At 72.9% G+C, this 26,126-nt stretch carries 25 protein-coding genes; 14 read left to right on the forward strand and 11 right to left on the reverse strand.

Features of this window, described 5'->3' with window-relative positions; genetic code table 11:
* Positions 1–5: 5 nt before the first annotated feature.
* On the reverse strand, positions 6–2,477 hold the full coding sequence (locus V7S47_RS11470; RefSeq protein WP_336561668.1) for a DNA gyrase/topoisomerase IV subunit A: 2,472 nt from the start codon (positions 2,475–2,477) through the stop codon (positions 6–8).
* A gap of 67 nt (positions 2,478–2,544) precedes the next feature.
* On the opposite strand from V7S47_RS11470, the gene V7S47_RS11475 reads away from it, so the two are divergent.
* The 3 genes from V7S47_RS11475 to V7S47_RS11485 are packed head-to-tail and all read left to right on the forward strand — an operon-like array spanning position 2,545 to position 6,974.
* On the forward strand, positions 2,545–5,241 hold the full coding sequence (locus tag V7S47_RS11475; RefSeq protein WP_336561669.1) for a bifunctional acetate--CoA ligase family protein/GNAT family N-acetyltransferase: 2,697 nt from the start codon (positions 2,545–2,547) through the stop codon (positions 5,239–5,241).
* 25 nt (positions 5,242–5,266) lie between these two features.
* On the forward strand, positions 5,267–5,851 hold the full coding sequence (locus V7S47_RS11480; RefSeq protein ID WP_090854911.1) for a DUF5998 family protein: 585 nt from the start codon (positions 5,267–5,269) through the stop codon (positions 5,849–5,851).
* 4 nt (positions 5,852–5,855) lie between these two features.
* The gene (locus V7S47_RS11485; RefSeq protein WP_336561670.1) at positions 5,856–6,974 is read left to right on the forward strand and encodes an alkaline phosphatase family protein; all 1,119 of its coding nucleotides are present in this window, start codon (positions 5,856–5,858) and stop codon (positions 6,972–6,974) included.
* A 202-nt stretch (positions 6,975–7,176) separates the two neighbouring features.
* On the opposite strand, the gene V7S47_RS11490 is transcribed toward V7S47_RS11485, so the two are convergent.
* Positions 7,177–7,830 (reverse strand): thymidine kinase, encoded by a 654-nt coding sequence (locus tag V7S47_RS11490; RefSeq protein ID WP_336561671.1) that lies wholly within the window; start codon positions 7,828–7,830, stop codon positions 7,177–7,179.
* A gap of 106 nt (positions 7,831–7,936) precedes the next feature.
* On the opposite strand from V7S47_RS11490, the gene V7S47_RS11495 reads away from it, so the two are divergent.
* A complete protein-coding gene (locus V7S47_RS11495) occupies positions 7,937–8,761 on the forward strand; it encodes a sulfurtransferase (RefSeq protein WP_336561672.1) in 825 nt (274 codons plus the stop codon).
* Here V7S47_RS11495 and V7S47_RS11500 read toward each other — a convergent pair.
* Together V7S47_RS11500 and sepH are read right to left on the reverse strand one after the other, a co-directional pair.
* Entirely contained in the window at positions 8,742–10,730 is a 1,989-nt protein-coding gene (locus tag V7S47_RS11500) for an SDR family oxidoreductase (protein WP_336561673.1), read from the reverse strand. The genes V7S47_RS11495 and V7S47_RS11500 overlap by 20 nt on opposite strands.
* Positions 10,731–10,758: 28 nt before the next feature.
* Entirely contained in the window at positions 10,759–11,778 is a 1,020-nt protein-coding gene (gene sepH / locus V7S47_RS11505; protein ID WP_336561674.1) for a septation protein SepH, read from the reverse strand.
* Positions 11,779–11,866: 88 nt separating this feature from the next.
* Between sepH and V7S47_RS11510 the strand changes: the two genes are divergently transcribed.
* The gene (locus V7S47_RS11510) at positions 11,867–12,484 is read left to right on the forward strand and encodes a trimeric intracellular cation channel family protein (RefSeq protein WP_090854929.1); all 618 of its coding nucleotides are present in this window, start codon (positions 11,867–11,869) and stop codon (positions 12,482–12,484) included.
* On the opposite strand, the gene V7S47_RS11515 is transcribed toward V7S47_RS11510, so the two are convergent.
* Complete coding sequence (locus V7S47_RS11515) at positions 12,485–13,564, reverse strand: hypothetical protein (protein WP_336561675.1); 1,080 nt, start codon at positions 13,562–13,564, stop codon at positions 12,485–12,487.
* Positions 13,565–13,568: 4 nt separating this feature from the next.
* Positions 13,569–14,096 (reverse strand): SigE family RNA polymerase sigma factor, encoded by a 528-nt coding sequence (locus V7S47_RS11520; protein ID WP_336561677.1) that lies wholly within the window; start codon positions 14,094–14,096, stop codon positions 13,569–13,571.
* A gap of 117 nt (positions 14,097–14,213) precedes the next feature.
* On the opposite strand from V7S47_RS11520, the gene V7S47_RS11525 reads away from it, so the two are divergent.
* Both V7S47_RS11525 and V7S47_RS11530 read left to right on the forward strand, forming a co-directional pair.
* The gene (locus tag V7S47_RS11525; RefSeq protein WP_336561678.1) at positions 14,214–15,191 is read left to right on the forward strand and encodes an ATP-binding cassette domain-containing protein; all 978 of its coding nucleotides are present in this window, start codon (positions 14,214–14,216) and stop codon (positions 15,189–15,191) included.
* A complete protein-coding gene (locus V7S47_RS11530; protein ID WP_336561679.1) occupies positions 15,188–16,024 on the forward strand; it encodes an ABC transporter permease in 837 nt (278 codons plus the stop codon). Before V7S47_RS11525 ends, V7S47_RS11530 begins: the two co-directional genes overlap by 4 nt.
* A gap of 260 nt (positions 16,025–16,284) precedes the next feature.
* Here V7S47_RS11530 and V7S47_RS11535 read toward each other — a convergent pair whose 3' ends face one another.
* Genes V7S47_RS11535 through V7S47_RS11545 form a run of 3 tightly spaced genes read right to left on the reverse strand, consistent with a single transcriptional unit; the run spans position 16,285 to position 20,482 of the window.
* On the reverse strand, positions 16,285–17,586 hold the full coding sequence (locus V7S47_RS11535) for a D-arabinono-1,4-lactone oxidase (protein ID WP_336561680.1): 1,302 nt from the start codon (positions 17,584–17,586) through the stop codon (positions 16,285–16,287).
* An 18-nt stretch (positions 17,587–17,604) separates the two neighbouring features.
* Positions 17,605–19,281 carry an AMP-binding protein gene (locus tag V7S47_RS11540; protein ID WP_336561681.1) on the reverse strand — a complete coding sequence of 559 codons (1,677 nt, stop codon included), beginning with the start codon at positions 19,279–19,281 and terminating at the stop codon, positions 17,605–17,607.
* A 10-nt stretch (positions 19,282–19,291) separates the two neighbouring features.
* Positions 19,292–20,482, reverse strand: coding sequence for an MFS transporter (locus V7S47_RS11545; protein ID WP_336561682.1), 1,191 nt, complete (start codon positions 20,480–20,482; stop codon positions 19,292–19,294).
* A 66-nt stretch (positions 20,483–20,548) separates the two neighbouring features.
* On the opposite strand from V7S47_RS11545, the gene V7S47_RS11550 reads away from it, so the two are divergent.
* The 3 genes from V7S47_RS11550 (at position 20,549) to V7S47_RS11560 (ending at position 22,909) form a co-directional block, all read left to right on the forward strand.
* Complete coding sequence (locus V7S47_RS11550) at positions 20,549–21,649, forward strand: ferrochelatase (protein WP_336561683.1); 1,101 nt, start codon at positions 20,549–20,551, stop codon at positions 21,647–21,649.
* Positions 21,646–22,464: an inositol monophosphatase family protein gene (locus tag V7S47_RS11555; protein WP_336561684.1), complete on the forward strand. Its 819-nt coding sequence runs from the start codon at positions 21,646–21,648 to the stop codon at positions 22,462–22,464. The genes V7S47_RS11550 and V7S47_RS11555 overlap by 4 nt, the downstream gene beginning before the upstream one ends.
* Positions 22,465–22,618: 154 nt before the next feature.
* Positions 22,619–22,909, forward strand: a complete 291-nt coding sequence (locus V7S47_RS11560) for a DUF4193 domain-containing protein (RefSeq protein WP_090854961.1) — start codon at positions 22,619–22,621, stop codon at positions 22,907–22,909.
* Positions 22,910–22,987: 78 nt separating this feature from the next.
* Here the strand turns inward: V7S47_RS11560 and V7S47_RS11565 are convergent, their stop codons facing one another.
* Complete coding sequence (locus V7S47_RS11565) at positions 22,988–23,278, reverse strand: DUF4235 domain-containing protein (RefSeq protein WP_090854964.1); 291 nt, start codon at positions 23,276–23,278, stop codon at positions 22,988–22,990.
* A 9-nt stretch (positions 23,279–23,287) separates the two neighbouring features.
* Positions 23,288–23,764, reverse strand: coding sequence for a DUF3093 domain-containing protein (locus V7S47_RS11570; protein WP_336561685.1), 477 nt, complete (start codon positions 23,762–23,764; stop codon positions 23,288–23,290).
* 37 nt (positions 23,765–23,801) lie between these two features.
* Between V7S47_RS11570 and dut the strand changes: the two genes are divergently transcribed.
* From dut to V7S47_RS11590, 4 genes are read left to right on the forward strand one after another with little or no spacing between them, the layout of a single operon-like run.
* A complete protein-coding gene (dut, locus tag V7S47_RS11575; RefSeq protein ID WP_336561686.1) occupies positions 23,802–24,260 on the forward strand; it encodes a dUTP diphosphatase in 459 nt (152 codons plus the stop codon).
* Positions 24,261–24,309: 49 nt separating this feature from the next.
* Positions 24,310–24,951: a DUF3710 domain-containing protein gene (locus tag V7S47_RS11580; protein ID WP_336561687.1), complete on the forward strand. Its 642-nt coding sequence runs from the start codon at positions 24,310–24,312 to the stop codon at positions 24,949–24,951.
* A gap of 7 nt (positions 24,952–24,958) precedes the next feature.
* Positions 24,959–25,321, forward strand: a complete 363-nt coding sequence (locus V7S47_RS11585; protein ID WP_090854976.1) for an OB-fold nucleic acid binding domain-containing protein — start codon at positions 24,959–24,961, stop codon at positions 25,319–25,321.
* A complete protein-coding gene (locus V7S47_RS11590) occupies positions 25,318–26,064 on the forward strand; it encodes a DUF3159 domain-containing protein (protein ID WP_336561688.1) in 747 nt (248 codons plus the stop codon). The genes V7S47_RS11585 and V7S47_RS11590 overlap by 4 nt, the downstream gene beginning before the upstream one ends.
* The last annotated feature ends 62 nt before the right edge of the window (positions 26,065–26,126 follow it).

The raw sequence follows: 26,126 nt of genomic DNA on the forward strand, positions 1-26,126 counted from the left end.
GGCGGTCAGCCTTCCACGACCGGGAGTCGGACGGCGACCGGGCCCGCGCACGCGGCGATCGGCTGGCTGCCGGGCACCCCGGAGCCGTCCCGGCGACCGGTGGCGTCGGGCAGGTCGACCGGAGCCCCGCTGGACGCGGCGGCCCGGGCCGGCGCCGGGCCGGCCCAGGCGAAGACCAGTACGTCCTCGCCCTTGAGGAACCGGTGGCAACGGACACCGCCCGTGGCGCGTCCCTTGCCGGGGTACTCGCTGAACGGCGCCACCTTGACCAGCCCGGGCTCGGTGCCGGGCAGCGCGGTGGAGGACCCGGACGCGGTCACCACGACCGCCCCCTCGCCCGCCTCGGCGTCGAACGCGCCGAAGGAGACGACGTACTGGGCGACGGCCAGGCGTACGCCGGCGATGCCGCCACCGGAGCGCCCTTGCGGACGGACGCCGTCGGCGCCGAAGTGGAGGAGCTGGGCGTCGGAGGTGATGAAGCAGAGGGTCTCGGTGCCGGTGGTGAGCTCGACCGCCCCGACCACCTCGTCGCCGTCCTCGAGTCGGATCACGTCCCACTCGTCGCGGCCGAGGACCTCGGGGTTGACCCGCTTGACGACGCCCTGGCGGGTGCCGAGCGCGAGACCCGGGCCTTCGGTGGCGAGGGTGCACAGCGCGAGCGCCCGCTCCCCGGACTCCAGCTGCAGCATCTCGCTCAGCGGGAGGCCGCCCTGGAGGTTGGGGTCGTTGGCCGAGGCCGGCAGGGCCGGCAGGTCGAGGACCCCGAGCTTCAGCAGCCGGCCGCGCGAGGTCAGCACGCCGATCTCGCCGCGGACCGTCGTCCGGACGACGGAGGCGACCACGTCGTGGTTGGTGCGGCTCTCGCCGGAGCCGACCGGCTCGGCGTTGGAGGTGCGGGCCAGCAGGCCGGTGGACGACAGGAACGCGTAGCAGGGGTCGTCGGCGACCTCGAGCTGGACGGCGGAGGCGGTCACGGCGACCCCGGCCGACTCCAGCAGGACGGTCCGGCGGGGCGTGCCGTACGTCTTCGCGACTTCGGCGAGCTCGTCGGAGACGACCTTCCAGCGCAGCTTGTCGTCGTGGAGGATCGCGTCGAGCTCCTCGATCTGACGACGCAGCTCCTCCTGCTCCTTCTCCAGCTCGATCCGGCTGAACTTCGTCAGCCGGCGCAGCGCCAGGTCCAGGATGTACTCGGCCTGCAGCTGGGAGAGGTCGAAGACCGACATCAGCCGCTCCCGGGCGGCGGCCGCGTCGTCGCTGGTGCGGATCACCTGGATGACCTCGTCGATGTCGAGCAGAGCGATCAGCAGTCCGTCGACGAGGTGCAGGCGGTCGGCCAGCTTGTTGCGGCGGAACTGCGAGCGCCGGCGGATGACCTCAAAGCGGTGGTCGAGGAAGACCCGCAGCAGCTCCTTCAGTCCGAGTGTGCGGGGCTGGCCGTCGACCAGGGCGACGTTGTTGATGCCGAAGGAGTCCTCCAGCGGCGTCTGGCGGTAGAGCTGCTCCAGCAGCGCCTCGGGGACGAAGCCGTTCTTGACCTCGATGACCAGGCGCAGGCCGTTCTCGCGGTCGGTGAGGTCCTTGATGTCGGAGATGCCCTGCAGCTTCTTGCCCTGGACCAGCACCTTGATCCGCTCGACGACCTTCTCGGTCCCGACGCCGTAGGGCAGCTCGGTGACGACGATGCCCTTCTTGCGCCCGATCGCCTCGACCCGGGCCGTGGCCCGCATCTTGAAGCTGCCCCGGCCGGACTCGTAGGCGTCGCGGATGCCGTCGAGGCCGACGATCTTGCCGCCGGTGGGCAGGTCGGGGCCGGGGATGAACCGCATCAGGTCGTCGAGGGTGGCCTTCGGGTGGGTGATCAGGTGGCGCAGGGCCTGAACCACCTCGACCAGGTTGTGCGGGGCCATGTTGGTGGCCATGCCGACCGCAATGCCGGTCGTCCCGTTGACGACCAGGTTGGGGATCGCCGCGGGGAGGACTGTGGGCTCGAGCTCGCGGCTGTCGTAGTTGGGCTTGAAGTCGACGGTGTCCTCGTCGATCGAGGCCGTCATCGCCACGGCGGCGGGCGCCATCCGGGCTTCGGTGTAGCGCATGGCCGCCGGGGAGTCGTCCGGAGAGCCGAAGTTGCCGTGGCCGTCGATGAACGGCACCCGCATCGACCACGGCTGGGCCATCCGGACCATGGCGTCGTAGATCGCGCCGTCGCCGTGGGGGTGCAGGCGACCCATGACCTCGCCGACGACGCGGGCGCTCTTGACGTGGCCGCGGTCGGGCCGCAGTCCCATGTCGTTCATCGTGTAGAGGATCCGCCGCTGGACCGGCTTCAGGCCGTCGCGCGCGTCCGGGAGCGCGCGGGAGTAGATGACGGAGTAGGCGTACTCGAGGAACGAGGACTCCATCTCCTGCTTGATGTCGGTGTCGAGGATGTGCTCCTCGAAGTCATCGGGAAGATCGGGAGTGGTGCGGCGGGCCATGGCCGTCATTCTCCCTGGAGGCACCGACGGACCGGCGCGGACTCGCCGTCCGGGTAGATTGCGCCCCGTGACGCAGCAGGAGATCCCCGCCGCCCCCGAGCACTGGGAGGCCGACGTCCTGCTCCGGGACGGACGAACGGCGCACATCCGCCCGATCGGCCCCGAGGACGCGGAGCTGCTGGTCGAGTTCTACGCGCGGGTGTCCGACGAGTCGAAGTACTACCGGTTCTTCTCGCCCATGCCGCGGCTCTCCGACCGTGACGTCGCCCGCTTCACCCAGGTCGACCACGTCGACCGGGTCGCGTTCGTGCTGACGCTGCAGGGGCGGATGATCGCCGTGGGCCGGTACGACGTGGTGCGTCCGGGCGAGGCGGAGGTCGCGTTCCTGGTCGAGGACCAGCACCAGGGCCGCGGGATCGCGCAGCTGCTGCTGGAGCACCTGGCCCAGGCGGCCCGCGAGCGCGGGGTCGAGCGGTTCGTCGCCGAGGTGCTGCCCGACAACACCCGGATGATCCAGACCTTCCGCGACGCCGGCTACCGGGTGGCGAGCGAGTACGAGGACGGCGTCCTCATTCTCGAGTTCCCCATCGACCCGACCGACACGGCCATCGGGGTGATGCTCAACCGCGAGCACCAGGCCGAGGCCGCCTCGATCCACAAGTTCTTCAACCCGCGCTCGGTCGCGGTCATCGGCGCCAGCCGCCGTCAGGACACGATCGGCCAGGCCCTGGTCCGCAACCTGGTGACCGGCGACTTCACCGGCCGCGTGTACGCCGTCAACCCGTCCTCGGCGGCCGTGTCGGGGCTGCCGGCGTACAAGTCGGTCAACGAGATCCCCGACGAGGTCGACGTCGCGATCGTGGCCGTCCCGGCCGACGCCGTGCAGGACGTCGTCCTCGACTGCGCCGCCAAGGGCGTGCACGGGCTGGTGGTCATCTCGTCGGGCTTCGCCGAGACCGGCGAGGAGGGCCGCCAGCGCCAGCGGCGGCTGGTGGGGCTGTCGCGCTCGTACGGCCTGCGGCTGATCGGCCCGAACGCGCTCGGCGTCATCAACACCGACCCGACGGTCAAGATCAACGCCTCGCTGGCGCCGCTGATGCCGCCCCGCGGCCGGGCCGGGTTCTTCTGCCAGTCCGGCGCGCTCGGCTCGGCGATCCTGGAGAAGGTCAACAACCGGGGCCTCGGCCTGTCGACCTTCGTCAGCGCCGGCAACCGGGCCGACGTCTCCGGCAACGACCTCCTGCAGTACTGGGAGGAGGACGACTCCACCGAGGTCGTGCTGCTCTACCTGGAGTCGATCGGCAACCCGCGCAAGTTCTCGCGGATCGCCCGCCGGGTCTCGCAGCGCAAGCCGATCATCGCGGTGCGGTCGGGGCGCACCACGCAGGGCGTGCCCATGGGCCACGCCGTACGACGGATCGCGGCGCCGCCGCAGGCGGTCGACGCGATGTTCCGGCAGGCCGGGGTGATCCAGGTCGAGTCGCTGGAGGAGATGTTCGACGTCGCCCAGCTGCTCGCCCACCAGCCGCTGCCCCGCGGGCGCCGGGTCGCCATCGTCGGCAACTCCGACGCTCTCGGCCTGCTGGCCGCCGATGCGGCCGCCGCCGTCGGCCTGGTGGTCAACAAGTCGGTCGCGCTGAACGCCGAACCGAGCGCCGAGGACTTCGAGGACGCGCTCGACGCGGCCATCGACGACCCCGAGGTCGACGCCGTGGTCGCGGTCTACATCCCGCCGCTGAACGTCTCCGGCGAGGACGTCGCCAACGTGCTGGCCGCCGTCGGCGAGCAGTCCGACAAGCCGCTGGTGTCCTCGTTCCTCGGGGCCGAGGGCGTGCCCGAGCTACTCCGGGTGCCCGACGTCGCCGGTTCCACGGCCGGTCGCGGCTCGGTGCCGTCGTACCCCGCGGTCGAGGCGGCGGTGCGGGCGCTGGCCCACGTCGTCGACTACGCCGTGTGGCTGCGGACGCCCGACGGCGAGACCAACGAGCCGGAGACGGTCGACCACCGCACGGCGAAGCGGCTGGTCAACGAGACCCTGGGCGCCCACCCCGAGGGCACCGACCTCGACCAGGACACGCTCGCGAAGCTGCTCGGGGCCTACGACATCGCGCTGTGGCCCGCCCGCCCCGTCGCGTCGTACGACGAGGCCGTGGCCGCCGGCGAGGCCGACGGCTGGGACGTCGTCCTGAAGGCGACCGCCGACCACGTGCGCGAGCGCCCCGACCTGGCCCACGTGTGGCGCAACATCGAGGGACCGGGCGAGATGCGCAGCGCCTGGACCTCCCTGACCGAGATCGTGGGCGACCCCGAGCGGGCCGGATTCATCGTGCAGAAGAACGCGCGTCCCGGCGTCCCGATCTCGATCCGCAGTATCGAGGACCCGCTCTTCGGGCCGGTCGTCTCGTTCGGCATCTCCGGGCCGCTCACCGAGCTGCTCAGCGACCGGGCGTTCCGGATCCCGCCGCTGACCCGGCGCGACGCAGCGTCGATGGTGCGGGAGATCAAGTCCTCGCCGATGCTCTTCGGCTACCGCGGCAGCGAGGTCGTCGACGTCGCCGAGGTGGAGCGGCTGATCCGGCGGGTGGCCCAGCTCCAGAACGACCTCCCGCAGGTCCGCTCGCTCGAGCTGTCGCTGGTCCTGGCCGGCGCGACCGGGGCCACGGTGCTCACCGCGGCGGCCCGGATCGAGCCCGTCGCCGACCCCCGCTCGGACTGGTTCGTGCGCCGGATGCCGTCGCTGGCGGGGGACACGCTCCCCGGCTAGACGGCCGTGGTGACACACTGCAGCCATGCGCAGCAGGACCGACGATCGCGACCACGCCCTCGAGCTCCGCGAGGCCATCCACCGCACGGGCTACTACCCCGAGGTGGTGGCCGACGGCGTCAGCTCGGCGGTCGCGGGGGAGCAGGTGGTCTCGTTCTACGTCCACCACGAGCCGACGTTCGAGCGGGACGAGGTCCGGCGCCACCTCAGCGTGGTGGTGCTGACCCCCACCCGCCTGGTCCTCGCCCACACCGACGAGCACGCCGGCGACGACCTGCTGCCCGAGCCCTACACCTCCACCTCCACGGAGGCGATCCGCCTCGACGCCGTGAAGTCGGTCGTGGTCACCCGGATGATCGCCAACCCCGCGTCCGGGCCGTCCTTCCCCGCCGAGGCCGTGATGACCATCGGGTGGGGCGGCGTGAGCCGGGTCGACCTGGAGCCCGCGGGCTGCAGCGACCCCGACTGCGACGCCGACCACGGCTACACCGGCGTGCTCGCCTCCGACGACTTCTCGCTGCGGGTCAGCTCCGCCGCCGACGGTCCCGACGCGGTCGCCGGCCTGCTGGCCTTCGCCGAGTCGCTCTCCGCGCGCACGCACACCGGCTGAGGCGATGACCGGCTTCCTGGAGCCCGCGTACGGCGCGCGGTCGCTGGGTGACGTCGTGCCCGCCGTCGGCGCGGCGCTCGGCGTCCCGGTGCTCGACGCCCCGACCGGGCTGGTCCTGCCGGACGCGCCGTCGTACGTCGTCTTCCTCGTGGACGGGCTCGGCTCGGAGCTGCTGCAGCGCTACGCGCACGCGGCGCCGTACCTCTCCGCGCTCGCGGAGGGCGCCGAGGCCGGCACAGCGGGGGTGCCATCGACCACCGCCACCTCGCTCACGTCCCTCGGCACCGGCCTGGTGCCCGGGGCGCACGGGCTGGTCGGATTCACCTCGCGGGTCCCGGGCACGGAGAAGCTGCTCAACGCGCTCTTCTGGAGCAAGGACGTCGACCCGGTCGAGTGGCAGCCGCACCCCACCGCGTTCGAGACGCTGCGCCGGGCCGGGGTGTCGGTGACGGTGGTGAACAAGCGCGAGTTCGAGGGCAGCGGGCTGACCGTCGCCGCGCACCGCGGGGTCGACTACGTCGGTGCCGACAAGGTCGGGGAGCGGATCGCCGCCGCGGTGACGGCCTCGGCCGAGCGTCCGTCGCTGACCTACCTGTACGACGGCGACCTCGACTGGACCGGTCACCGCCACGGCGTCGCCTCCAGCCAGTGGCTGCAGCAGCTGTCGATCATCGACGCGGAGGCCGAGCAGCTGCGCGAGTCGCTGCCGCCGTCGACCCGGCTGGTGGTCGTCGCCGACCACGGCATGGTCGACGCCCCGCCCGAGCACCGCATCGACGTCGACGAACGGCTGGAGCTGCGCGACGGGCTGCTGCTCCTCGGCGGCGAGGCCCGGTTCCGCCACCTCTACTGCCACCGCGGCGCCGTCGCCGACGTCGTCGCGACCTGGCGCTCGGTCCTCGGCGACGCGGCCCTGGTGCTGACCCGCGACGACGCGGTCGATCGAGGCTGGTTCGGCACGGTCCAGCCGTCCGTCCGTCCGCGGCTCGGCGACGTCCTGGTCGCCTCCCGCGGCGACCACGCCGTCTTCTCCTCCACCGACTTCGCCTACGAGACGACCCTCGTCGGGCTGCACGGCTCGCTCACCCGCGACGAGATGCTCATCCCGATCCTGGTGGGCTGAGCGCGTCGGTCGGATGGTCCGCGCGACGTCGTACGACGCGGCGGCGGCGGCCGGATCGCCTGGCGTCGGGCGCGCCCGGGGCCGGGATGGGAGTTTCATCGGCTGGCCGACAAAGCTCCCGCCGGGACGGCAAAGCTTCATCGTCCAGGCGTGAGGTTCATCGGCCAGCCGATGAAACTCTCATCGGCCCCCGCGGGCGCCCTCACCCGAACGGCAGCGGCTCAGGGGCGAGCGAGACGGCCTTGGCGCGGGCAGCGGTGAGGCGGCGGCGGTGGTGCTGGCGGCAGAGGACCTCGTAGGCGACCTCGGCGGGCGGGCCACCCTGGTCGTCGACGTCGCCGACGACGATCACCTCGCCCTCGACGACCATGATGCCGTCCTCGGTGCGGGCGTTGTGGGTGGCGCGCTTGCCGCACCAGCACAGCGCCTCGACCTGGAGGACGTTCATCCGGTCGGCGATCTCGACCAGTCGCTGGCTGCCCTCGAAGAGGGCGGTGCGGAAGTCGGTGAGGATGCCGAAGGCGAAGACGTCGATCTGCAGCTCGTCGACGATCTTGGCGAGCTGGTCGACCTGGTCGCGCGTGTAGAACTGGGCCTCGTCGCAGATCAGGTAGTCGATCCGGCCACCCTGGGTGAGGGTGGAGACGACGTACTGCCAGAAGTCGAACTCGGGGGCGACCTCGATCGCCTCGTGCGTCAGGCCGAGGCGGCTGGAGAGGGTGGCGGTCCCGGCGCGGTCGTGGGTCACGAAGATCCGACCGGCGCGGCCGCGGGCCGCGTGGTTGTGGTTGGTCTGGAGCGCCAGGGTGCTCTTGCCGGAGTCCATGGTGCCCGTGAAGAAGTGCAGTTCCGCCACGGGCGGGATCCTTTCACGGACCGCACGGGACCGACCGGCAGGATGGTCCCATGAGCTATCCCCACGAAGCCACTCGCGTCGCTCGCGCCTCCGCGGGGGCCCCAGCATGAGCCAACCGCTGATCTCCGGCATCGAGCTGCGCCTGCTGCTGGGCGGCGTCGCCGTCCTCGACGTCCGCTACCGCCTGGGCGGGCCTCCCAGCCGTGAGGAGTACGACGCCGGCCACGTCCCCGGCGCCGTGTACGTCGACCTGGACACCGACCTGGCCGCGCCCGTGGGCGACGGCAGCCGCGGCCGGCACCCGCTGCCGGACCCCGAGGCGTTCCAGGCCGCGATGCGGCGGGCCGGGGTCCGCGAGGACGCCCCCGTCGTGATCTACGACGACTGGCAGGGTCGGGCGGCGGCGCGGGCCTGGTGGCTGCTGCGCCACCACGGGCACACCGACGTGCAGGTGCTCGACGGCGGCTGGCGGGCCTGGCTGGCCGCGGGCGGGGAGGCCAGCCGGGTGGAGCCGGAGATCCTGCCGGGTGACTTCACGGCCCGCCCGGGAGCGATGCCGGTGGTCGACGCCGACGGGCTGCTCGACGTACCGGTGGTGGTGGACGCGCGGGCGCCGGAGCGCTACCGCGGCGAGGTCGAGCCGGTCGACCCGGTGGCGGGGCACGTGCCCGGTGCCGTGAACGTGCCGACGACGGTCAACATCGCCGCCGACGGGACCTTCCGCAGTCCCGAGGAGCTCCGGGCGCTCTACGCCGTGGAGGGCGTGACGGGGGAGCAGGAGACAGCGGTCTACTGCGGCTCCGGGGTCACCGCGGCCCACGACGTCCTCGCGCTCGAGGCCGCCGGGATCACGGCGGCGCTCTACCCGGGCAGCTGGAGCGAGTGGGTCAGCGACCCGGCCCGCCCGGTGGCTACCAGTGCACGCCCTTGAGGACGCGGGCCAGCATGATCTGCTCCGACTCGCGCCCGCCCGACGACTCGCCCTTGGCCGCCGCGGAGTCGGGGAACACGTGGTAGGCCATGTTGAGCACCCGGAAGGCCAGCTTCGGCGCGACGGTGTGGACGACGGCGCCGGCGTTGCCGAGCAGCGTGTTGATCTCGTGGGGGCGCTCGACCATCGCCCGGACCACCAGGTCGGCCGCCTGCGCGGGTGAGATGGTGGGGAACTTGTCGTAGAGCTTGGTCGGCGCGATCATCGGCGTCCGCACCAGCGGCATGTGGATGCCGGTGAAGGTCACGCCGTCGCCGACCAGCTCGGACGCGACCACGTTGCTCCACGAGTCCAGCGCGGCCTTGGAGGCGACGTACGCCGAGAACCGCGGCGGGTTGGTCTGCACGCCGATCGAGCTGACGTTGACCACGTGCCCCCGGCCCTGCTCCCGCATCAGCGGCAGCAGCCCCATCACGAGCCGGATCGCGCCGAAGTAGTTCAGCTGCATGGTCCGCTCGAAGTCGTGGAAGCGGTCGTGCGAGAGCCGCAGCGAGCGCCGGATCGACCGGCCCGCGTTGTTGACCACGACGTCGACCGACGGGAGCTCGGCGGCTAGCTGCTCGCAGAGTGCGTCGATGGCCTCCAGGTCGGAGAGATCGCACGGGAAGACGTACGCCGTACCGCCGGCGCGCTCGATGAGCGCCCGGGTGTCCTCCAGCTTGTCCTTGCCGCGGGCCACCAGCACCGGGATCCCGCCGGCCTGGGCGACCTTCAGGGCCGTGACCTGGCCGATGCCGGAGGACGCCCCGGTGATGACGACGTGCTTGCCCGCGAGGGCCGCGCAGGTCGCCGGGTCGTCGGCGGTGGAGGTGTCGAGGTGCTCCTCCCACCAGGTCCACAGCGTGCGCGCGTAGGAGTCGAGGACCGGCAGGGCGATCCCGGAGCCGGACAGCGCCCTCAAGGTGCGGGTCGCCTCGAAGGCCGGCACGAAGGCGGTGTGGGCGAGCACCTCCGCGGGGATGCCGACCTGTCGGGTGAGCAGGTCCAGCGCGCCCTGCACCGGGCCGACCTTGGCGATCGCGTTCAACAGGCCGGCCGGCTGCAGCACCCGGGGCAGGAGCCGGGTCACCGAGCGGTCCACGGGCGTCGCGAACCGGGGTGCGCCGGCCGCGGCGCAGAACGCGTTGACCAGGTCGACGACCGGCTGCGGGTCGGGGTCGACGAGGTGGAAGGTCTCGCCGTCCCGGTCGGGCAGGTGCGCGAGGTGGTCCATCGCCTGCACGACGTAGTCGACGGGGACGACGTTGGTGTCGCCCAGATCGACGCCGACCAGCGGCAGCCAGGCGGGCAGCCGGTCGCGCATCAGCTTCATCAGCGGGAAGAAGTAATAGGGCCCGTCGACCTTGTCCATCGCGCCGGTGCGCGAGTCGCCGACGACGATCGCCGGGCGGTACACCCGCCACGGCACCGCCGAGGAGTAGCGCACCAGCTTCTCGGACTCGTGCTTGGTCCGGTGGTACGGCGAGGGCAGGGTCTGGCCCTCGTCGAACATGGTCTCGTCGAAGCGGCCGGCGTACTCGCCCGCCACGGCGACCGAGGAGACCTGGTGGAAGCAGCCCGCCCGGAGGGCCTCGGCGAGGTCGAGGGCGTGCCGGGTGCCGTCGACGTTCATCGTCTGGTTGGTCGCGTCGTCGGCGGTCATGTCGTAGACCGCGGCGACGTGGAAGAAGTGCTCGATCCCGCCCGCGTGCGCGGTCACCCAGGCGTCGTCGACCCCGAGTCCCGGCTCGGTGAGGTCGCCGACGACGGGCACCACCCGGTCGCTGCCCCAGCCGCGCACCAGCGCGTCGAGCCGGTCGCGGGAGCCCGCACGGACCAGGACGAAGACCTCGCCGGTCCGCTCGTCCAGCAGCCGCCGGACGAGATGCCTCCCGATGAACCCTGTGGCGCCGGTCACGAAGTACGACATGACCGGAGCGTAGGCCCCCGGGCCGGGTTCAGTCCTGCTTGCCGCCGCCGAACATGATCTCGTCCCAGCTCGGCACGGACGCCCGCCCACCCTTCTTGCGCACCGGGCGGCGCGCGGGCGGCTCGTCGTCGGCGGGCGTCGGCTCGGCGGGCGTCGGCTCGGTGGGCTCCGGCTCGGTGGGCTCCGGGTCGGGGTCCTGGGCCGCGGCGTCGGCCGCCTCGTCGGCGACCGCCGACTCGTCGACGCCGGGCTGGTCGTCGAGGAACGCCTCGAGAGGCTGCTCCAGCAGGGGCTCGTCTCGGGGCTCGTCTCGGGACTCGTCTCGGCGCTCGTCTCGGCGCTCGTCGCGTACCAGCCCGATGACGTCGTCACCCAGCGGCAGCTCGTCGGCGGCGGGAGTGGCCTGCCGGCGCTGGCGCGCCCGCTCGAGGTCGTCGCGGGGGGTGGGGACGTCGGCCGGCACCGTCGCGATCAGGTCGCCGACCAGCCAGCGGGCGTCCTCGTCGTCGAGGACGACGTAGTTGCCGGGGGCGTCGAAGGTGAAGTGGGCGGTGCCGGAGCGGGCGCTCGAGGCGTACTCGGCGGCCAGGGTCCAGCGGCCGTCCTCGCGGCGCCAGGCGTCCCACTCGACGGTCTCGGCGCGCACGTTGAGGGGGCGCAGCTGGGCGGCCACGGCGTCGCCGAGGGTGCGCGCGGACCCGGAGGACTCGCCGGAGCGACGTACGGACGAGCGCTGGGCGCGCTCGGCGACGTGCTGCCGCTCGGCCAGGACGGGCCCGGCGAACGGCATGATCTTCTCGACCGTGCTGCCCGCCGCCTGCGCGACGGACTCTGCGGACTCACCGGCCCGGATCCGGGCCTGGATGTCCCGGGGGCGCAGCGTGCTGTCCATGCGTACCTCTCCCTGTGCGGGTCGTGCTGGGGGACCGCCCGGGAGGGCGGCCCGAAGGCGGGCGTCGGCGTCGAGGGTGAACTCCTCCCCGGTGTCGTCGACCATCAGCAGGAGCTTCCCGTCCTCGCTGACGCCCACGAAGGTGAGGTGCGCCATGAGGTGGTCGGCTCCGTCCCGGTCGATGCTCGTCTTCGGTTCGCCGAGCCTACGCCAGCGGGGGTCCCGGGCTCGGTAGCCTCGCCCTGTGCCGACCCTCGTCGTGCTCGACCTCGTCGGCATCTTCGTCTTCGCCATCTCCGGCGCGCTGGTCGCGGTGCGCAAGGACCTCGACGTCTTCGGCGTCCTGGTCCTGGCGGGTACGACCGGCCTCGGCGGCGGGTTCCTGCGCGACGTGCTCATCGACGCGACCCCGCCGGCGGCGCTGGCCGACTGGCGCTACCTGCTCGTCCCGCTCGGCGCAGGCCTGCTGGTCTTCCGCTTCCACCCGACGCTCGGGCGCTTGGAGCGGACGGTGAACGTCTTCGACGCCTTCGGTCTGGCGCTGTTCTGTGTGGCCGGCGCGCTCAAGGCGCTCGACTACGGTCTCAGCCCGCTCCCGGCGGCCCTGATGGGCATGGTCACCGGCATCGGCGGCGGGATGCTCCGCGACCTCCTGGCCGGCCGCGTGCCCGTGGTCTTCCGCGGCGAGCTCTACGCGATCCCGGCCCTGGCCGGCGCGATGGTCGCCGTCCTCGGCACCCGCGCGGAGCTGCCCGAGGTGCTCGTCACGATCGCCGGAGCATCGGTCTGCCTGGTCTGGCGGCTGCTCGCCATCTGGCGGAACTGGCAGGCCCCGATGCCCACGGGGCCCGCCAGCGTGTGATCAGCCGGCCTCTCCCGGGGTCCGCCAGGGCAGTGCGTAGCCGTACGTCGCCTGCTCGGTGGGGCTGATGGACGCCACCGGCGCGCACACACCGCGCGGGATCTGGCACTCGAGCAGCTCAACGGTCCCGTCGCCGCCGGCACGTCGTGCTCCGACGAGCAGATGCCGCTGGTCGAGCCAGCCTTGCCCGAGACCGAACTCCCACCCGTCCAGGTCCACCTCGATGACGCGACCCGTGTGGAGGTCGTGGACGACCGGTCGTCCGGCGCCGGTGGACGAGACGGCCCATCGGCTGTCCGGGGCGAAGCTCATCAGCTCGGTGCCCGCTCCTCGGAGCAGGGTCGACGTCCCGCCCTCGACGAGCCGAAGGCCGTGGTCCACGGTGCGCGCGATCTCGGCACTGGAGGCGGCGATGGCGCGGGCGGGGTCGCCACGCACCTGCAGGTCCTCCTCTCCCGTGTCCAGCTCGAGCGAGACGACACCGGCTGCCGTCCGCCAGTAGACCCACCGGCTGTCAATGCCCAGGACCTCAGCGTCCTCGCCCTCGGCGTAACGTTCGACCCTGCGGCTGCGCTGGTCCAGGACCACCACCTCCCGGTCGGGCGACTCGCCCTCGGTCCAGGCCGCCAGACCGACTTCGCCGTCCGTCACCGGTTGCGGGGCCCCCTGGGAGACTCTGCCCACGCCGGTCGCGCCGTCGTCGTCGACGGACCAGACCTCCCCGGACGAGACCGCGACGAAGCCGGCACCCGTGCGGACGAAGGCGTCCACCTGTCGGCCGAAGTCGATGACCAGATCGCCGTAGTGGAGAGCAGACCCGACCGCCCACGTCGGCCGCGGCTCGGCGTAAGGACCCAGACCCTGCCGCGCGGGCTCGGGGGACCGGCCGCTGTCGCGATGCTGGATCGCGAACACGCCGCCGGCGAGGACCAGCACGACCGCGAGGCCCCCGGCAGAGATCGTCAGCCGGCGTCGCTGCAGCCGTCGGTCGCCCGCGGCGGTGATGACGTCCAGTGCGGGCGGGAGGAGACCTGCGCGCTCCACCTGCTCGTCGAGCAGGCTCTTCAGCTTCTCGGGCATCGCGTCACCGTCCGGTTGTGATCAGGTCGTCGAGGGGCAGCAGGGCGGGGTCGTCGCCGAGGCGGGCGCGCAACTTGGCGAGGCCGGCCGAGACTTGGCTCTTCACCGTCCCGACCGCGCAGCCCATGGCTTCGGCCGTCTGCGCCTCGGTGAGGTCCTCGTAGTAGCGCAGGACCACAGCGGCGCGCTGTCGCACGGGCAGCTCGAGGAGCGCCTGCCAGAGCCACACCCGCTCGTCGACCGCGGCCACCGAGCCGCTCGACACGATCTCGGGCAGCTGGCCGGTCGGACGCTCGGACCAGCTCCGGCGTCGGAACCAGCTGATGGCGGTGGTCGTGATCGCCTTGCGGGCGTAGGCCTCGGCGTTGGCCGGGTCGCGCAGCCGCGGCCAGGCGACGTAGGTCTTGGTCAGGGCCTCCTGGACCAGATCCTGGGCCAGGGCGGCGTCACCCACCATGAGGTACGCCGCGCGCTGCAGCGCCTTGCCTCGGGCCACCGTGAACTCCGCGAAGGCCTCCCGGTCCCGGGCCATGCGAACTCCTCACTCTCGCGGGGCTTGCTGCCCCGTCGCCACCCAGACGCGCCGGGAACCCCGAAAGGTTCGACCAAAGTCCGATGATTCTGTCGGTGCCGTGCGGTCGAATGAGGCATGGACCTCGCGATCGAGACCCACGGGCTCGTCAAGACCTTCGGAGACAACCGCGCCGTCGACGGCGTCGACCTCGCCATCCGGGCGGGCGGCGTCTACGGCGTCCTCGGCCCCAACGGCGCCGGGAAGACCACCACCATCAAGATGCTGGCGACGTTGCTGGTGCCCGACGGTGGCACGGCGACGGTGCTGGGCCACGACGTGGTCCGGGAGGCCGCCGACGTGCGCGCCCGGGTCGCGATGACCGGGCAGTTCGCGTCCCTCGACGAGGACCTCACCGGCCTGGAGAACCTCGTCCTGCTGGCCCGCCTCTACGGCTACGGCAAGGCCGCGGCCAAGGAGCGGGGGATGCAGCTGCTGGAGGCCTTCGACCTCGCCGAGTCGGCGAAGAAGCAGGTGAAGGCCTACTCGGGCGGCATGCGTCGGCGCATCGACATCGCCGGGTCGATCGTGGTCCGGCCCGACCTGATGTTCCTCGACGAGCCCACGACCGGGCTCGACCCCCGCAGCCGCAACCAGGTCTGGGAGATCGTGCGCGGGCTGGTCGGGGCGGGGACCACGATCCTGCTGACGACTCAGTACCTCGAGGAGGCCGACCAGCTGGCCGACCGGATCGCGGTGATCGACCACGGGCGGGTGATCGCCGAGGGCACCAGCGGCGAGCTGAAGGCCTCGGTCGGCTCCGGCGCGGTCCGGGTCCGGGTCGCCGACCCCGGCGACCGGGAGGAGGTGGCCCGGCTGCTGGGCGAGACGCTCGCGGCCGAGCCCGTCCTCGAGCCCGACGGGACCACGGTGACGCTGCGGGTCGACGACCCGACCGCCGTCGCCGGCGCGCTGCAGCGGGTGGGCGACCGCGGCCTGCGGATCAACGAGTACAGCCTCGGCCAGCCCAGCCTCGACGAGGTGTTCCTGGCCCTCACCGGCCGTCCGGCCGAGGAGAGCGCGACCGAGACCCAGGACCAGGAGGTCCCCGCATGACCACCGAGACCCGCGAGCCGACCCGCTCGCTCGACGCCAGCGTCATCGCCGCGCTCGGGGCCGCCGAGCGCCCGCCGCGGGCCAACGCGGTCAGCTCCTCGCTCACCTTCGGGTGGCGGGCGCTGCTGAAGATCAAGCACGTCCCCGAGCAGCTCTTCGACGTGACGATGTTCCCGATCCTCTTCACGCTGATGTTCACCTACGTCTTCGGCGGTGCCATCTCGGGCTCGACGGGGGAGTACCTCCAGTACGCGCTGCCCGGCATCCTCACCCAGACCGTCGTCTTCATCACGATGTACACCGGCCTGACCATCAACACCGACATCGACAAGGGCGTCTTCGACCGGTTCCGGTCGCTGCCGGTCTGGCGGGCCTCGCTGCTGGTCGGGGCGCTGCTCGGCGACACGCTGCGCTACGGGCTGGCGTCGTTCATGGTCCTGGTCGTGGGGGTGCTGATCGGCTACCGCGCGCCCGGTGGCTTCCTCGGTGTCATCCTGGCCGTGCTCCTGCTGCTGGTCTTCTGCTTCTCGCTCAGCTGGCTGTGGCTGATCGTCGGGCTGAAGGTCCGCAGCCCCAATGCCGTGATGGGCACCTCGATGATGGTGCTCTTCCCGCTCACCTTCATCAGCTCGGTCTTCGCCCCGCCGGAGACCATGCCGGGCTGGTTGCAGGCCTTCGTCGACGTCAACCCGGTGACCCTGCTCTGCGAGGCGGCCCGCGGCCTGATGGACGACGCCCCCGACAGCGGCGACATCCTGATCGTGCTGGTGCTCTCGGCGGTCATCACGGCCGTCTTCGCGCCGATCGCGCTCCGGCTCTACAACACGAAGTGAGCGCCCTCGTCGGGAGCGACGAAGGAGCTCCCGACGAGAGCAGGCGCCAGGTCGAGTAGCCCCGCGACCGACGAAGGAGGTCGCGACGGGCGTATCGAGACACTGACCGAGGGGTCTCGATACGCTCGCTGGCGCTCGCTACTCGACCAGCGAATCTGCTACTCGCTCGCTACTCGACCAGCGAGGCCACCGCTCGCTCGCTACTCGACCAGCGAAACTGCCACTCGCTCGCTACTCGACCAGCGAAACTGGGTGAGGCGTCAGTCCCCGAGCACGCGCCGCAGGTAGTCGTTGGCGAACACCCGGTCCGGGTCGAGTCGGTCGCGCACCGCCAGGAACTCCTCGAAGCGCGGGTACGCCGGCGCCAGGTCGGCCGCGGTGCGGGTGTGCACCTTGCCCCAGTGCGGTCGGCCGTCGTGGGCGCGCAGGATCGGCTCGAGGAGGTCGAAGTAGGCGCGGTGGTCGGCGTCGCGGTGGGTGTGGAAGGCCAGGTAGAACGAGTCCCGGCCGGACGCGGTCGACAGCGCCACGTCGTCGGCGGGGGCGGTGCGGATCTCCACCGGGAAGCTGATCCGCAGCCCGCTGGAATCGACGGCGGCCCGCGCCTCGCGGAGCACCGACAGCCCGGCCTCGCGCGGGACGGCGTACTCCATCTCGCGGAAGACGACGTCGCGCCGGGCCGTGAAGACCCGGTGGGCGGCGTCGCTGTAGGTGCGGGCACCCATCAACCGCGCGTTGACCCGGTTGACCCGCGGGATCGCGGCGGGGACCCTGTTGAGCACCCGGCAGAGCGCGCCGAAGGCGTCGTTCTGCAGGAAGTCGTCGTCGAACCAGGCACGGGCGGCCGAGAGCGGCTCCGCCTCGGCCACCGGTACGTCGAGCCGCTCGTTGCGCTTGACCGATATTCGGTCGGTGTGGGGGAACCAGTACATGTCGACGTGGTGGCTCTCGGCCGTCATCTGGTCGAAGGAGCCGAGCGCCTCGTCCCACGACATCGGCTGCTCGCTGGCCTCCAGCACGAAGAGCGGCTCCACCTTGAAGGTGACCTGGGTGAGCACGCCCAGCGCGCCCAGGCCGACCCGGGCGACGGCGAAGACGTCGGGGTTCTCGCTCTCGCTGGCCCGCAGCACCTCGCCGGTGCCGGTCACGAGCTCCAGCCCGGCCAGCTGCGCGGCCAGGCCCGCCGCGATCCCGCCGGTGCCGTGGGTGCCGGTCGAGGTCGCGCCGGCCAGGGTCTGCTCGGCGATGTCGCCCATGTTGTGCAGGCTCAGCCCGAGCTGCTCGAGGCCGGCGTTGAGGACCTTGAGCTGGGTGCCGGCGAGCGCGGTGACGGTCATCGCCTCGCGGTCGACGCCGACGATGCCGGTCATCGCGCCGGGCCGCAGCATGGTGTGCTCGGGCGCCGAGATCGCGGTGAAGCTGTGGCCGGTGCCGACCATCTTGACCGTCGACCGGTCCTCGCGGGCCCGCTCGATCTCGGCGACGACCTCGGCGACGGTCCCCGGCGTGACCGTCCGGGCGGGACGTGCGGACTCCAGGCCCGACCAGTTGCTCCACTCCACGACGCGCAGCGTAGTCAGTCAGCTCCCGTGGAGCAGGTGCGCCCGGCCGTGCCGCTCGAACTCGGTGGCCAGCGCGGCCGTCCGGTCGGCGGTGAGCGGGCGGTAGGCGCCGTCGACCCGCTCGAAGACCGGGTCGTCGCCGGACCAGAGCCGCCGGCGCAGCGCGGGCTTGTCGACCTTGCGGGTCGCGGTCGTGGGGAGGTCACGGGTGATGCGCAGGAACCGGGGTGCCCACTTCGTGCCGAGGTCGCGCTGGGCGTCGAGGAAGGTCGCGAAGCCGTCGACGTCGAATCCGGCCGGGTCGTCCGCGACCTGGAGGGTGGCCATCACCTGGTCCCCGGTGCGCGGGTCGGGTACGGCGTAGACCGCGGCCACCGCGACGTCCGGCCGGCGGGCCAGGATCCGCTCGACCGGGGCGGCGGCGAAGTTCTCCGAGTCGACCCGCAGCCAGTCCGCCGTACGGCCGGCGAACCAGAACCACCCGTCCTGATCGCGGTAGGCGAGGTCACCGGTCCAGTAGTCGCCACCGCGCACCCGCTCCGCGGCCGCCTCCGGGTTGCGGTAGTAGCCCTCGAACCGGGCGGCGGCGTCGATCCCCACGATCTCGCCGATCGCCTCGTCGGCGTTGAGCAGCCGGCCGTCGGGGGAGAACCGGGCCGGCGGGCAGACCGAGCCGTCGGGGGCCAGCACCTCGGCGGCGTACCCGGTCTGGGGGAGTCCGAGCGCGCCCGGCGGAGTCCCCTCGACCGGACGGATGGCGACGGCGCCCTCCGAGGAGCCGTAGGACTCGACGACCGGGCAGCCGAAGCGGCGCTCGAACTCCGCGCGGTCGCGGGCCGAGGCCTCGGTGCCGAAGGCGACCCGCAGCCGGTTGTCCCGCTCGCCGGGGTGCTCGGGCCGGCTCAGCACGTAGGCGAGGGAGCGACCGACGTAGTTGACGTAGGTGGCACCGAAGCGCTGCAGGTCCGGGAGGAAGCCCGAGGCCGAGAACCGGCGGCGGGTGGCGAAGGCCGCGCCGCGGCGCAGGCACGGCCCCCACGAGGCCATCAGGGCGTTGCCGTGGAACATCGGCATCGCGTTGTAGGCGACATCGTCGCGCTCGAGGACGAGCGGGTTGAGCTGGACGATCATCGCCATCCGGCCGGTCGAGCAGACCACCGCCTTCGGCGCGCCCGTCGAGCCGGACGTGAAGAGCAGCAGCAGCCGGGTGGTCGGGTCCAGGGCCTCCGGTGTCGCCGTCACCTCGGCGTCGGCGCGGCCGGCCAGCAGGGCGTCGTACTCCTCGGAGCCGGCGACCAGGACCCGAGCGGCCCCGTGGTCGAGGCCGGCGAGCAGGGAGAGGTGCTCGGGTGCGGACACGATCGTGTGGACGTCGGTCGAGCGGATGTCGGTCGCCAGCTCGGCGCCGCGGCGCGTGGGGTTGATGCCGACGACACTCGCCCCGCAGAGCGCGGCGCCCGCGACGAGGAAGAGGTACTCGGGCGAGTTGTCGAGCAGGACGCCGACGTGCCAGGGCCGGCCCTCGGGCCGCAGGTCCCGGAGGATGCCGGCCCGGACCGCGGCCTCGGCGAGCAGCTCGCGGTAGCTCCAGCGCCGGTCCTCGAAGAGCAGCGCGGTCGCGTCGTCGGTCGCGCGGGCGAGGAGGATCCCGGCCAGGGTGGGGTGCTCGATCGGCGGCAGTGTGGTCTGCGTCACGCCGCCGAACCTACGTCGTGCGCCCCTGCCGCGGGAGGGCCAGCGCGGCCAGGGCGGCGAGCACGCCCGCCCCGGCGCTGACGAGGTACGCCGCCGACGCCCCGTGATGGTCCACCACGAAGCCGCTGAGCGCCGCCCCCGGGGCCACCCCGGCGACCAAGCCGGTGTGCAGGACGGCCAGGCCCTCGGTCATCCGGGGCCGCGGCAGGACCTGCTCTGCCATCGAGAGCGTGGCCACCAGGGTCGGGGCGGTGGCCGAGCCCCCGACCAGCAGCAGCACGCCCATCGTCCACATCGAGTCGACCAGGAACAGCGGGAGCATCGACACCGCCATGGCGAGCGCCCCGACCCGCACCCGGTACGACGGGCCGCGACGCCAGCTGACCGCCCCGGTGACGACGCCCGAGAGCAGGCTTCCGAGCGCCCAGACGGCCAGCAGCGCGCCGGCGTACGCCTCGGCGCCGCGCTCCTCCGAGAACGCGACGGTCGTAACCTCGGCCGCGCCGAACAGCACCCCGAGCCCGACGCTGACCACGGTCAGCGGCGCCACCGTGCGCCAGGGCATCGCCGGGCGCGTCCCGGTGGCGTGGTCGTGCACGTGGGTCGGCGGCTCGGTGGCGTGCTGCCGGGCCAGCCCGAGGCAGCCGACCAGCCCGCTCACCACGGCGACCGCGAGACCGACCACGGGGTCGACGGTGGTCGCGAGGACGGTCGCGAGGATCGGGCCGACGACGAAGACGACCTCGTCGAGGACCGCCTCGAGCGCGAAGGCGGTCTGCACGTCGGTGGACCGGTCGAGGACGTGCGACCAGCGGGCGCGCACGCACGAGCCGACTTGGGGGAGCGTCGCGCCCGCCACGGCGGCCAGGACGTACGTCGCCGCCCGCGGCCAGTCCTCCTGCACCGACCAGACGAGCAGCGCCATGGCGACGCTGAACAGCGTGGCGGCCACGGTGAGCACCAGGCGCTGACCGAGGCGGTCGAGCAGCCGGCCCTGGGCGATGGCCAGGCCGGCGCCGGCCACCGTGTAGGTGGCGGTCACGGTGCCAGCGACGCCGTACGAGCCGGACTGGTCCTCGACGAGCAGCACGATGCCGAGGCCGACCATCGAGATGGGAAGGCGGCCGACCAGCCCGGCGAGGCTGAACCGGGCGGTGCCGGGTTGCGCGAGCACCCGGCGGTACGACGTGAGAGCGGCCATGGCAGTCGCAAGGTAGAGCGCGGGAGCGCCGCCCAGCCAATTCGCACGCCTCCCTACGATGGCGACATGCCAACCGATGCCCCCGACGTCTCGCCGTACGACGCCCTGCTCCTGGTCTCCTTCGGCGGACCCGAGGCGCCCGAGGACGTCGTCCCCTTCCTCGAGAACGTGACCCGCGGCCGGGGCATCCCGCGCGAGCGGCTCGAGGAGGTCGGCGAGCACTACTTCCTCTTCGGGGGGAGGTCGCCGATCAACGACCAGAACCGGGAGTTCCTGGCCGGGCTGCGCACGGACCTCGCCGCGGCCGGGATCGACCTGCCGGTCTACTGGGGCAACCGCAACTGGGACCCCTACCTCACCGACACGCTCGCGCAGATGGCCGCCGACGGGGTGACCCGCGCCGCCTGCTTCGTCACCAGCGCCTACTCGTCGTACTCCTCGTGCCGGCAGTACCGCGAGAACCTCTTCGACGCCGTCGACGGTCTGGACGGCGCGCCGCGGCTGGACAAGCTGCGCCACTACTTCAACCACCCGGGCTTCGTGGAGCCGGTCGTCGACGGCGTGCTGGCGGCGCTCGCCGACCTGCCCGAGGAGGCCCGCGCCGGCGCCCACCTCGCCTTCGTCACCCACTCGATCCCGCTGTCGATGAACGACGCCTCCGGCCCGCCGGAGCAGGGCGGCGGGGCCTACGTCACGCAGCACCTCGACGTCGCCGCGACCGTCGTGGCCCGGGTCGCCGAGGAGACGGGGGTCGAGCACCCGCACGAGCTGGTCTACTGCTCGCGCTCGGGTGCTCCGCACATCCCGTGGCTGGAGCCCGACGTCAACGACCACCTCACGTCGCTGCACGAGGCCGGTGCGCCGGCCGTGGTGATGGTGCCGGTGGGCTTCGTCTCCGACCACATGGAGGTCATCTACGACCTCGACACCGAGGCGCTGGCCACGGCCGAGGAGCTCGGACTGCCCGCCCGCCGCTCGGCGACCGCCGGCACGGACCCGCGCTTCGTCGCGGCCGTGCGCGACCTGCTCGTGGAGCGGGCCGCGGTCGAGCGGGGCCAGGAGGTCGCCCGCGCGTCGACCGGGGCGATCGGCCCGATGTGGGACGCCTGCCCCGTGGGCTGCTGCGCCAACGCCCGGGCCGACAAGCCGACGCTGTGCGGAGCATGAGGCCACCGACCGGTCAGGAGCTCGCGGCCCTGGCGCTCGACGTGGCCCGGCGGGCCGCCGAGCTGGTCCGCTCGCGACGCGCCGCCGGGGTCTCGGTCGCCGCGACCAAGTCCAGCGACGTGGACGTCGTGACCGAGGCCGACCGGGCCAGCGAGGAGCTGATCCGGTCCCTGCTGCGCGAGCAGCGCCCCGACGACGCGTTCCTGGGCGAGGAGGGCGACGACGTCGCCGGCACCTCGGGGGTGCGCTGGATCGTCGACCCGATCGACGGCACCGTGAACTTCCTCTACGGCATCCCGCAGTACGCCGTCTCGATCGCCGCCGAGGTCGACGGAGCGGTCGTCGCGGGGGTGGTCCTCAACGTCGCCACCGGCACCGAGCACGTCGCCCACCGCGAGCCGGACGGCCGGCCGCTGGCGACCCGTGACGGCGAGGCGGTGCGGCCGCGCGTCGCCGTGCCCCTGGACAAGACGCTGATCGCCACCGGGTTCTCCTACGACCGCGAGGTACGACGAGCGCAGGTCACCGCCTGGCTCGACCTGCTGCCGCGGATCCGCGACATCCGGCGGCTCGGCTCCTGCGCCCTCGACCTCTGCGGGGTGGCCGACGGCACCGTCGACGCCTACGTCGAGGAGGGCGTCAACCTGTGGGACCACGCGGCCGGCGCCCTGGTGGCCGAGGCCGCCGGGGCGCGCTGGGAGCTCCTGGTCGGCGCCGGGGGACTGAGCCTCATCGTGTGTGCTCCGGCACCTTCGTACGACGAGCTCCACACGGCCGTGGTGTCCGCAGGGTTCGCCGCCGAGGAGGGGGAATAGCCGCTCAGCGGACGGCGTTGTGGGGGCGCATCACCCGACCGGTGTGCGCTCGAGGGGGCGCATGGTGCACAATCTGGCGCCGACGACGTGAGCCGACGCGGCTCGCGGGTGACCGGTACACGGGGCAGCACAGACGAGGGGAGTGAGTGACGCTATGGCGACCGACTACGACGCACCGCGCAAGAACGAGGAAGACCAGTCCGAGGAGAGCATCGAAGAGCTCAAGGCGCGACGTCACGACAAGAACTCCGGCAAGGTCGACGAGGACGAGACCGAGGCGGCCGAGTCCTTCGAGCTCCCCGGTGCTGACCTGTCCCACGAGGAGCTCGCGGTCGAGGTGAAGCCGAAGCAGGATGACGAGTTCACCTGCATGAGCTGCTTCCTGGTCCACCACCGGTCGCAGCTGGCCGACGAGAAGAAGATGATCTGCCGCGATTGCGCCTGATCCAGGACGCGACGCCCGAAGGCCGCGACCCCCTCGGGGGTCGCGGCCTTCTGTCGTGTCGGGGTCTGTTGCCGGGGGCTACTCGCCGTCGCGGCGCAGCTCGGGCGGCAGGTGACCCGTGGAGCGTGCGTAGTACGACGCCGCCCGCCGCTGGGCGAGCATCCGGGCCAGGCCGACCAGCACGCCGCTGGTGACCGCCCAGGCGACCGCCTCCCAGATCTCGACATCGGGGTCGGCGGGGTTCTCCGGGGGCTTCCTCCCGGTCGTCACCTTCCAGGTGGCGTCAGCGGCCTTCTTCGCCAGTGCCGCGGCCCCGAGGGCCGAGACGAGGGAGAAGGCCGACCAGATCTTGGAGCTGTCCTTGGCCATGGCAGGACATTACCCAGCGGTCGGAGCGTCAGACAGCGAGGCCAGGGCCTTGGCCAGCTCGTCGGGACGACGGGTGCTCAGCAGCCAGTACGGCGCCGGGTCGGCCGGGTCGGTGATGGCGACCCGGACCGCGCGCTTCAGGTAGGGCCGCAGGAGCAGGTAGGCGCGGGCGTCGGCCTCACGACCGGCCGCCCGGTGGGCCTCCTCGGGGTCCAGGGCCTCGACCGCGCCGAGGTGCCGGGCCTCGATCCGCGCCCGCCCGGCCCGCAGCACACCGTCGTGGACGCTGATCCGGGCCGACCCGTAGGCCAGGAACAGGGCCGACACGAGCGCGGCCACGACACCGGTGGCCGCCCAGGCGGCGGCCTCGGGGAGGGCCGCCAGGACGGCCAGCCAGAGGCTCGCGGTGAACATGAACCCCTGCACCCACCAGCGCAGCGGGACGCCGAGGCGCTCGTCGTAGCCGGGGGCAGGGGAGTCGGGCACGAGGAGAGTTTCCCATCCCGGTCGGTACGCTCCGCGAGTGCCCCACCCCGACCTCGACGTGCAGGTGCTGCGTCTCGACCCCGACCTCCCGCTGCCGTCGTACGCCCACCCCGGCGACGCCGGCGCCGACCTCCTCACGACCGTCGACGTGACGCTGGCGCCGGGGGAGCGGGCGCTGGTCCCGACCGGCGTGGCCCTCGCCCTCCCGGACGGGTACGTCGCCCTCGTGCACCCGCGGTCCGGCCTCGCGGCCCGGCACGGGCTGTCGATCGTGAACACCCCGGGCACCGTCGACGCCGGCTACCGAGGCGAGATCAAGGTGCTCCTGGTCAACCACGACCAGGCCGAGCCGATCGAGCTGCGGCGGGGCGACCGGATCGCCCAGCTCGTCGTCCAGCGGTTCGAACGGGCCCGGTTCGTCGAGGTCTCCGAACTCCCCGCGTCGGTCCGTGGCGACGGGGGCTACGGTTCTACCGGCGGGTTCGGCAGATCCTGAGCCGCCCGACCCACCCGTCGCAGGGCCCCGCACCGAGGAGCAGCTCGAAGTGAAGTTCCGTCGCAAGTCCGACACCACCCCGGCCGAGCCGTCGACCGACGCCGCCGACGTCCCGGCCCCGGTCGGGCCGTTCGACGCCGCCGACCTCCCCGAGGACGGGGTGGAGCGGGTCGACCTCGGGTCGCTGCTGGTCGCGCCCCAGGAGGGCCGCGAGCTGCGCCTGCAGGTCGACGAGGCCTCGGGCACGGTCCAGTCGGTGCTGCTCGCCGCCCCCGAGGGCGCCGTGGAGCTCCGGGCCTTCGCCGCGCCCCGCAACGGCGACCTGTGGTCCGAGGTGCGTCCCCAGCTGGCGGCCGACATGGCCCGCCGCGGCGGCACCGCCTCCGAGCGCGAGGGCGAGTTCGGCACCGAGCTGGTCTGCCAGCTGCAGGTACGCCGTCCCGACGGCAGCACCGCCACCCAGCCGTCCGTGATCGTCGGGGTGAACGGCGACCGATGGCTGCTGCGCGCCACCGTGATGGGCCGCCCGGCCCTGGAGGAGTCGCTGCCGGAGGAGTGGATCGAGACCGTTCGCAGCGTCGCCGTGCAGCGCGGTGTCGGTGCGATGCCGGTCGGCGAGCCGCTGCCGGTCGTCCTGCCCGCCAACGCGCGCAAGGTCGACCAGCCCGCGGCCCAGCCGCCCACCCCGTGAGCCGGTGATGGCGGAGAAGAGCCGGCTGCGCCGCAGCATCAGTCGCTGGGCCAACAGCAGCGACCAGCACGCCCGTGACATGCGCGAGACCTACGCCGACGCGGGTCACGACACGATCGCGACCGCCCCGGACCGCGAGCGGGTCCAGCTGCGCGGCACTCTGCGGACCGTCACCCTGCGCCCCCGCGGCGGCGTCCCCGCCCTCGAAGCGGAGCTGTTCGACGGCTCGGGCGTGATCACCCTGGTCTGGCTCGGCCGGCGGCGGATCGCCGGCATCGCGCCGGGCCGCTCGATCCAGGTGCAGGGCCGGATCGGCCAGCACGACGGGGTCCGGGTGCTCTACAACCCGCGCTACGAGCTGATGCCGTGACCGCCGAGCAGCAGCCGTCCTCGGCGGCGGCCAAGCCGACGGTCTCGGTCGACACCGTCGAGGCTCTGGTCCGGGCCCAGATGGCCAGCGCCCTCGGCGGCCGCCGCGGGATGCTCGAGGCCGGCGTCCCCGGCATCCTGTTCACGCTGCTCTGGCTCACCACCAAGGAGCTCCAGCTGGCGCTGGTGGTCAGCGTCGCGGCGGCTGCGGTCTGCCTCGTCCTGCGGCTCGTGCAGCGGAGCACGGTCCAGTACGTCCTGAACGCCTTCTTCGCGATCGCCATCGGCTGGGTCTTCGTCCGGATCGCCGCCAGCTCGGGCGGCTCGGAGTCCGACCAGGCGCTGGCCTTCTTCCTGCCCGGCATCCTGATCAGCCTCGGCTACACCGTCGTGATGACCGCGTCCTGCCTGGTCGGCTGGCCGTTCGTCGGGTTCATGCTCGGCAGCGTCACCGGCGACCCGACCGCCTGGCACGCCGACAAGCAGGTCGTCCGGCTGTGCACCCGGCTGACCTGGCTGTTCCTGCTGCCCGGCGCCGTCGGCGTCGCGATCCAGGGCCCGATCTGGCTGCTCGGCTGGAGCGACACCATCGACGTCGACCTGGCCGTGGCCCTGTTGGGCATCCTCCGGCTCGGCCTGGGCTGGGCGCTGCGGATCGGCTCCTGGGGCGCGATGATCTGGCTGCTCGCCCGCGACGCGACGCCGATCGAGGACCAGCCGCACCATGGGCTCACCGCGGAGTAGGAGGGACGCACCAGCGGACCTCCCGATGGTGGTCGAGCGAGCGGCGCGACTGAGGAACGAAG

The sequence above is a fragment of the Nocardioides sp. CCNWLW216 genome, assembly GCF_037120545.1.
Taxonomy (GTDB): Bacteria; Actinomycetota; Actinomycetes; order Propionibacteriales; family Nocardioidaceae; genus Nocardioides; species Nocardioides lianchengensis.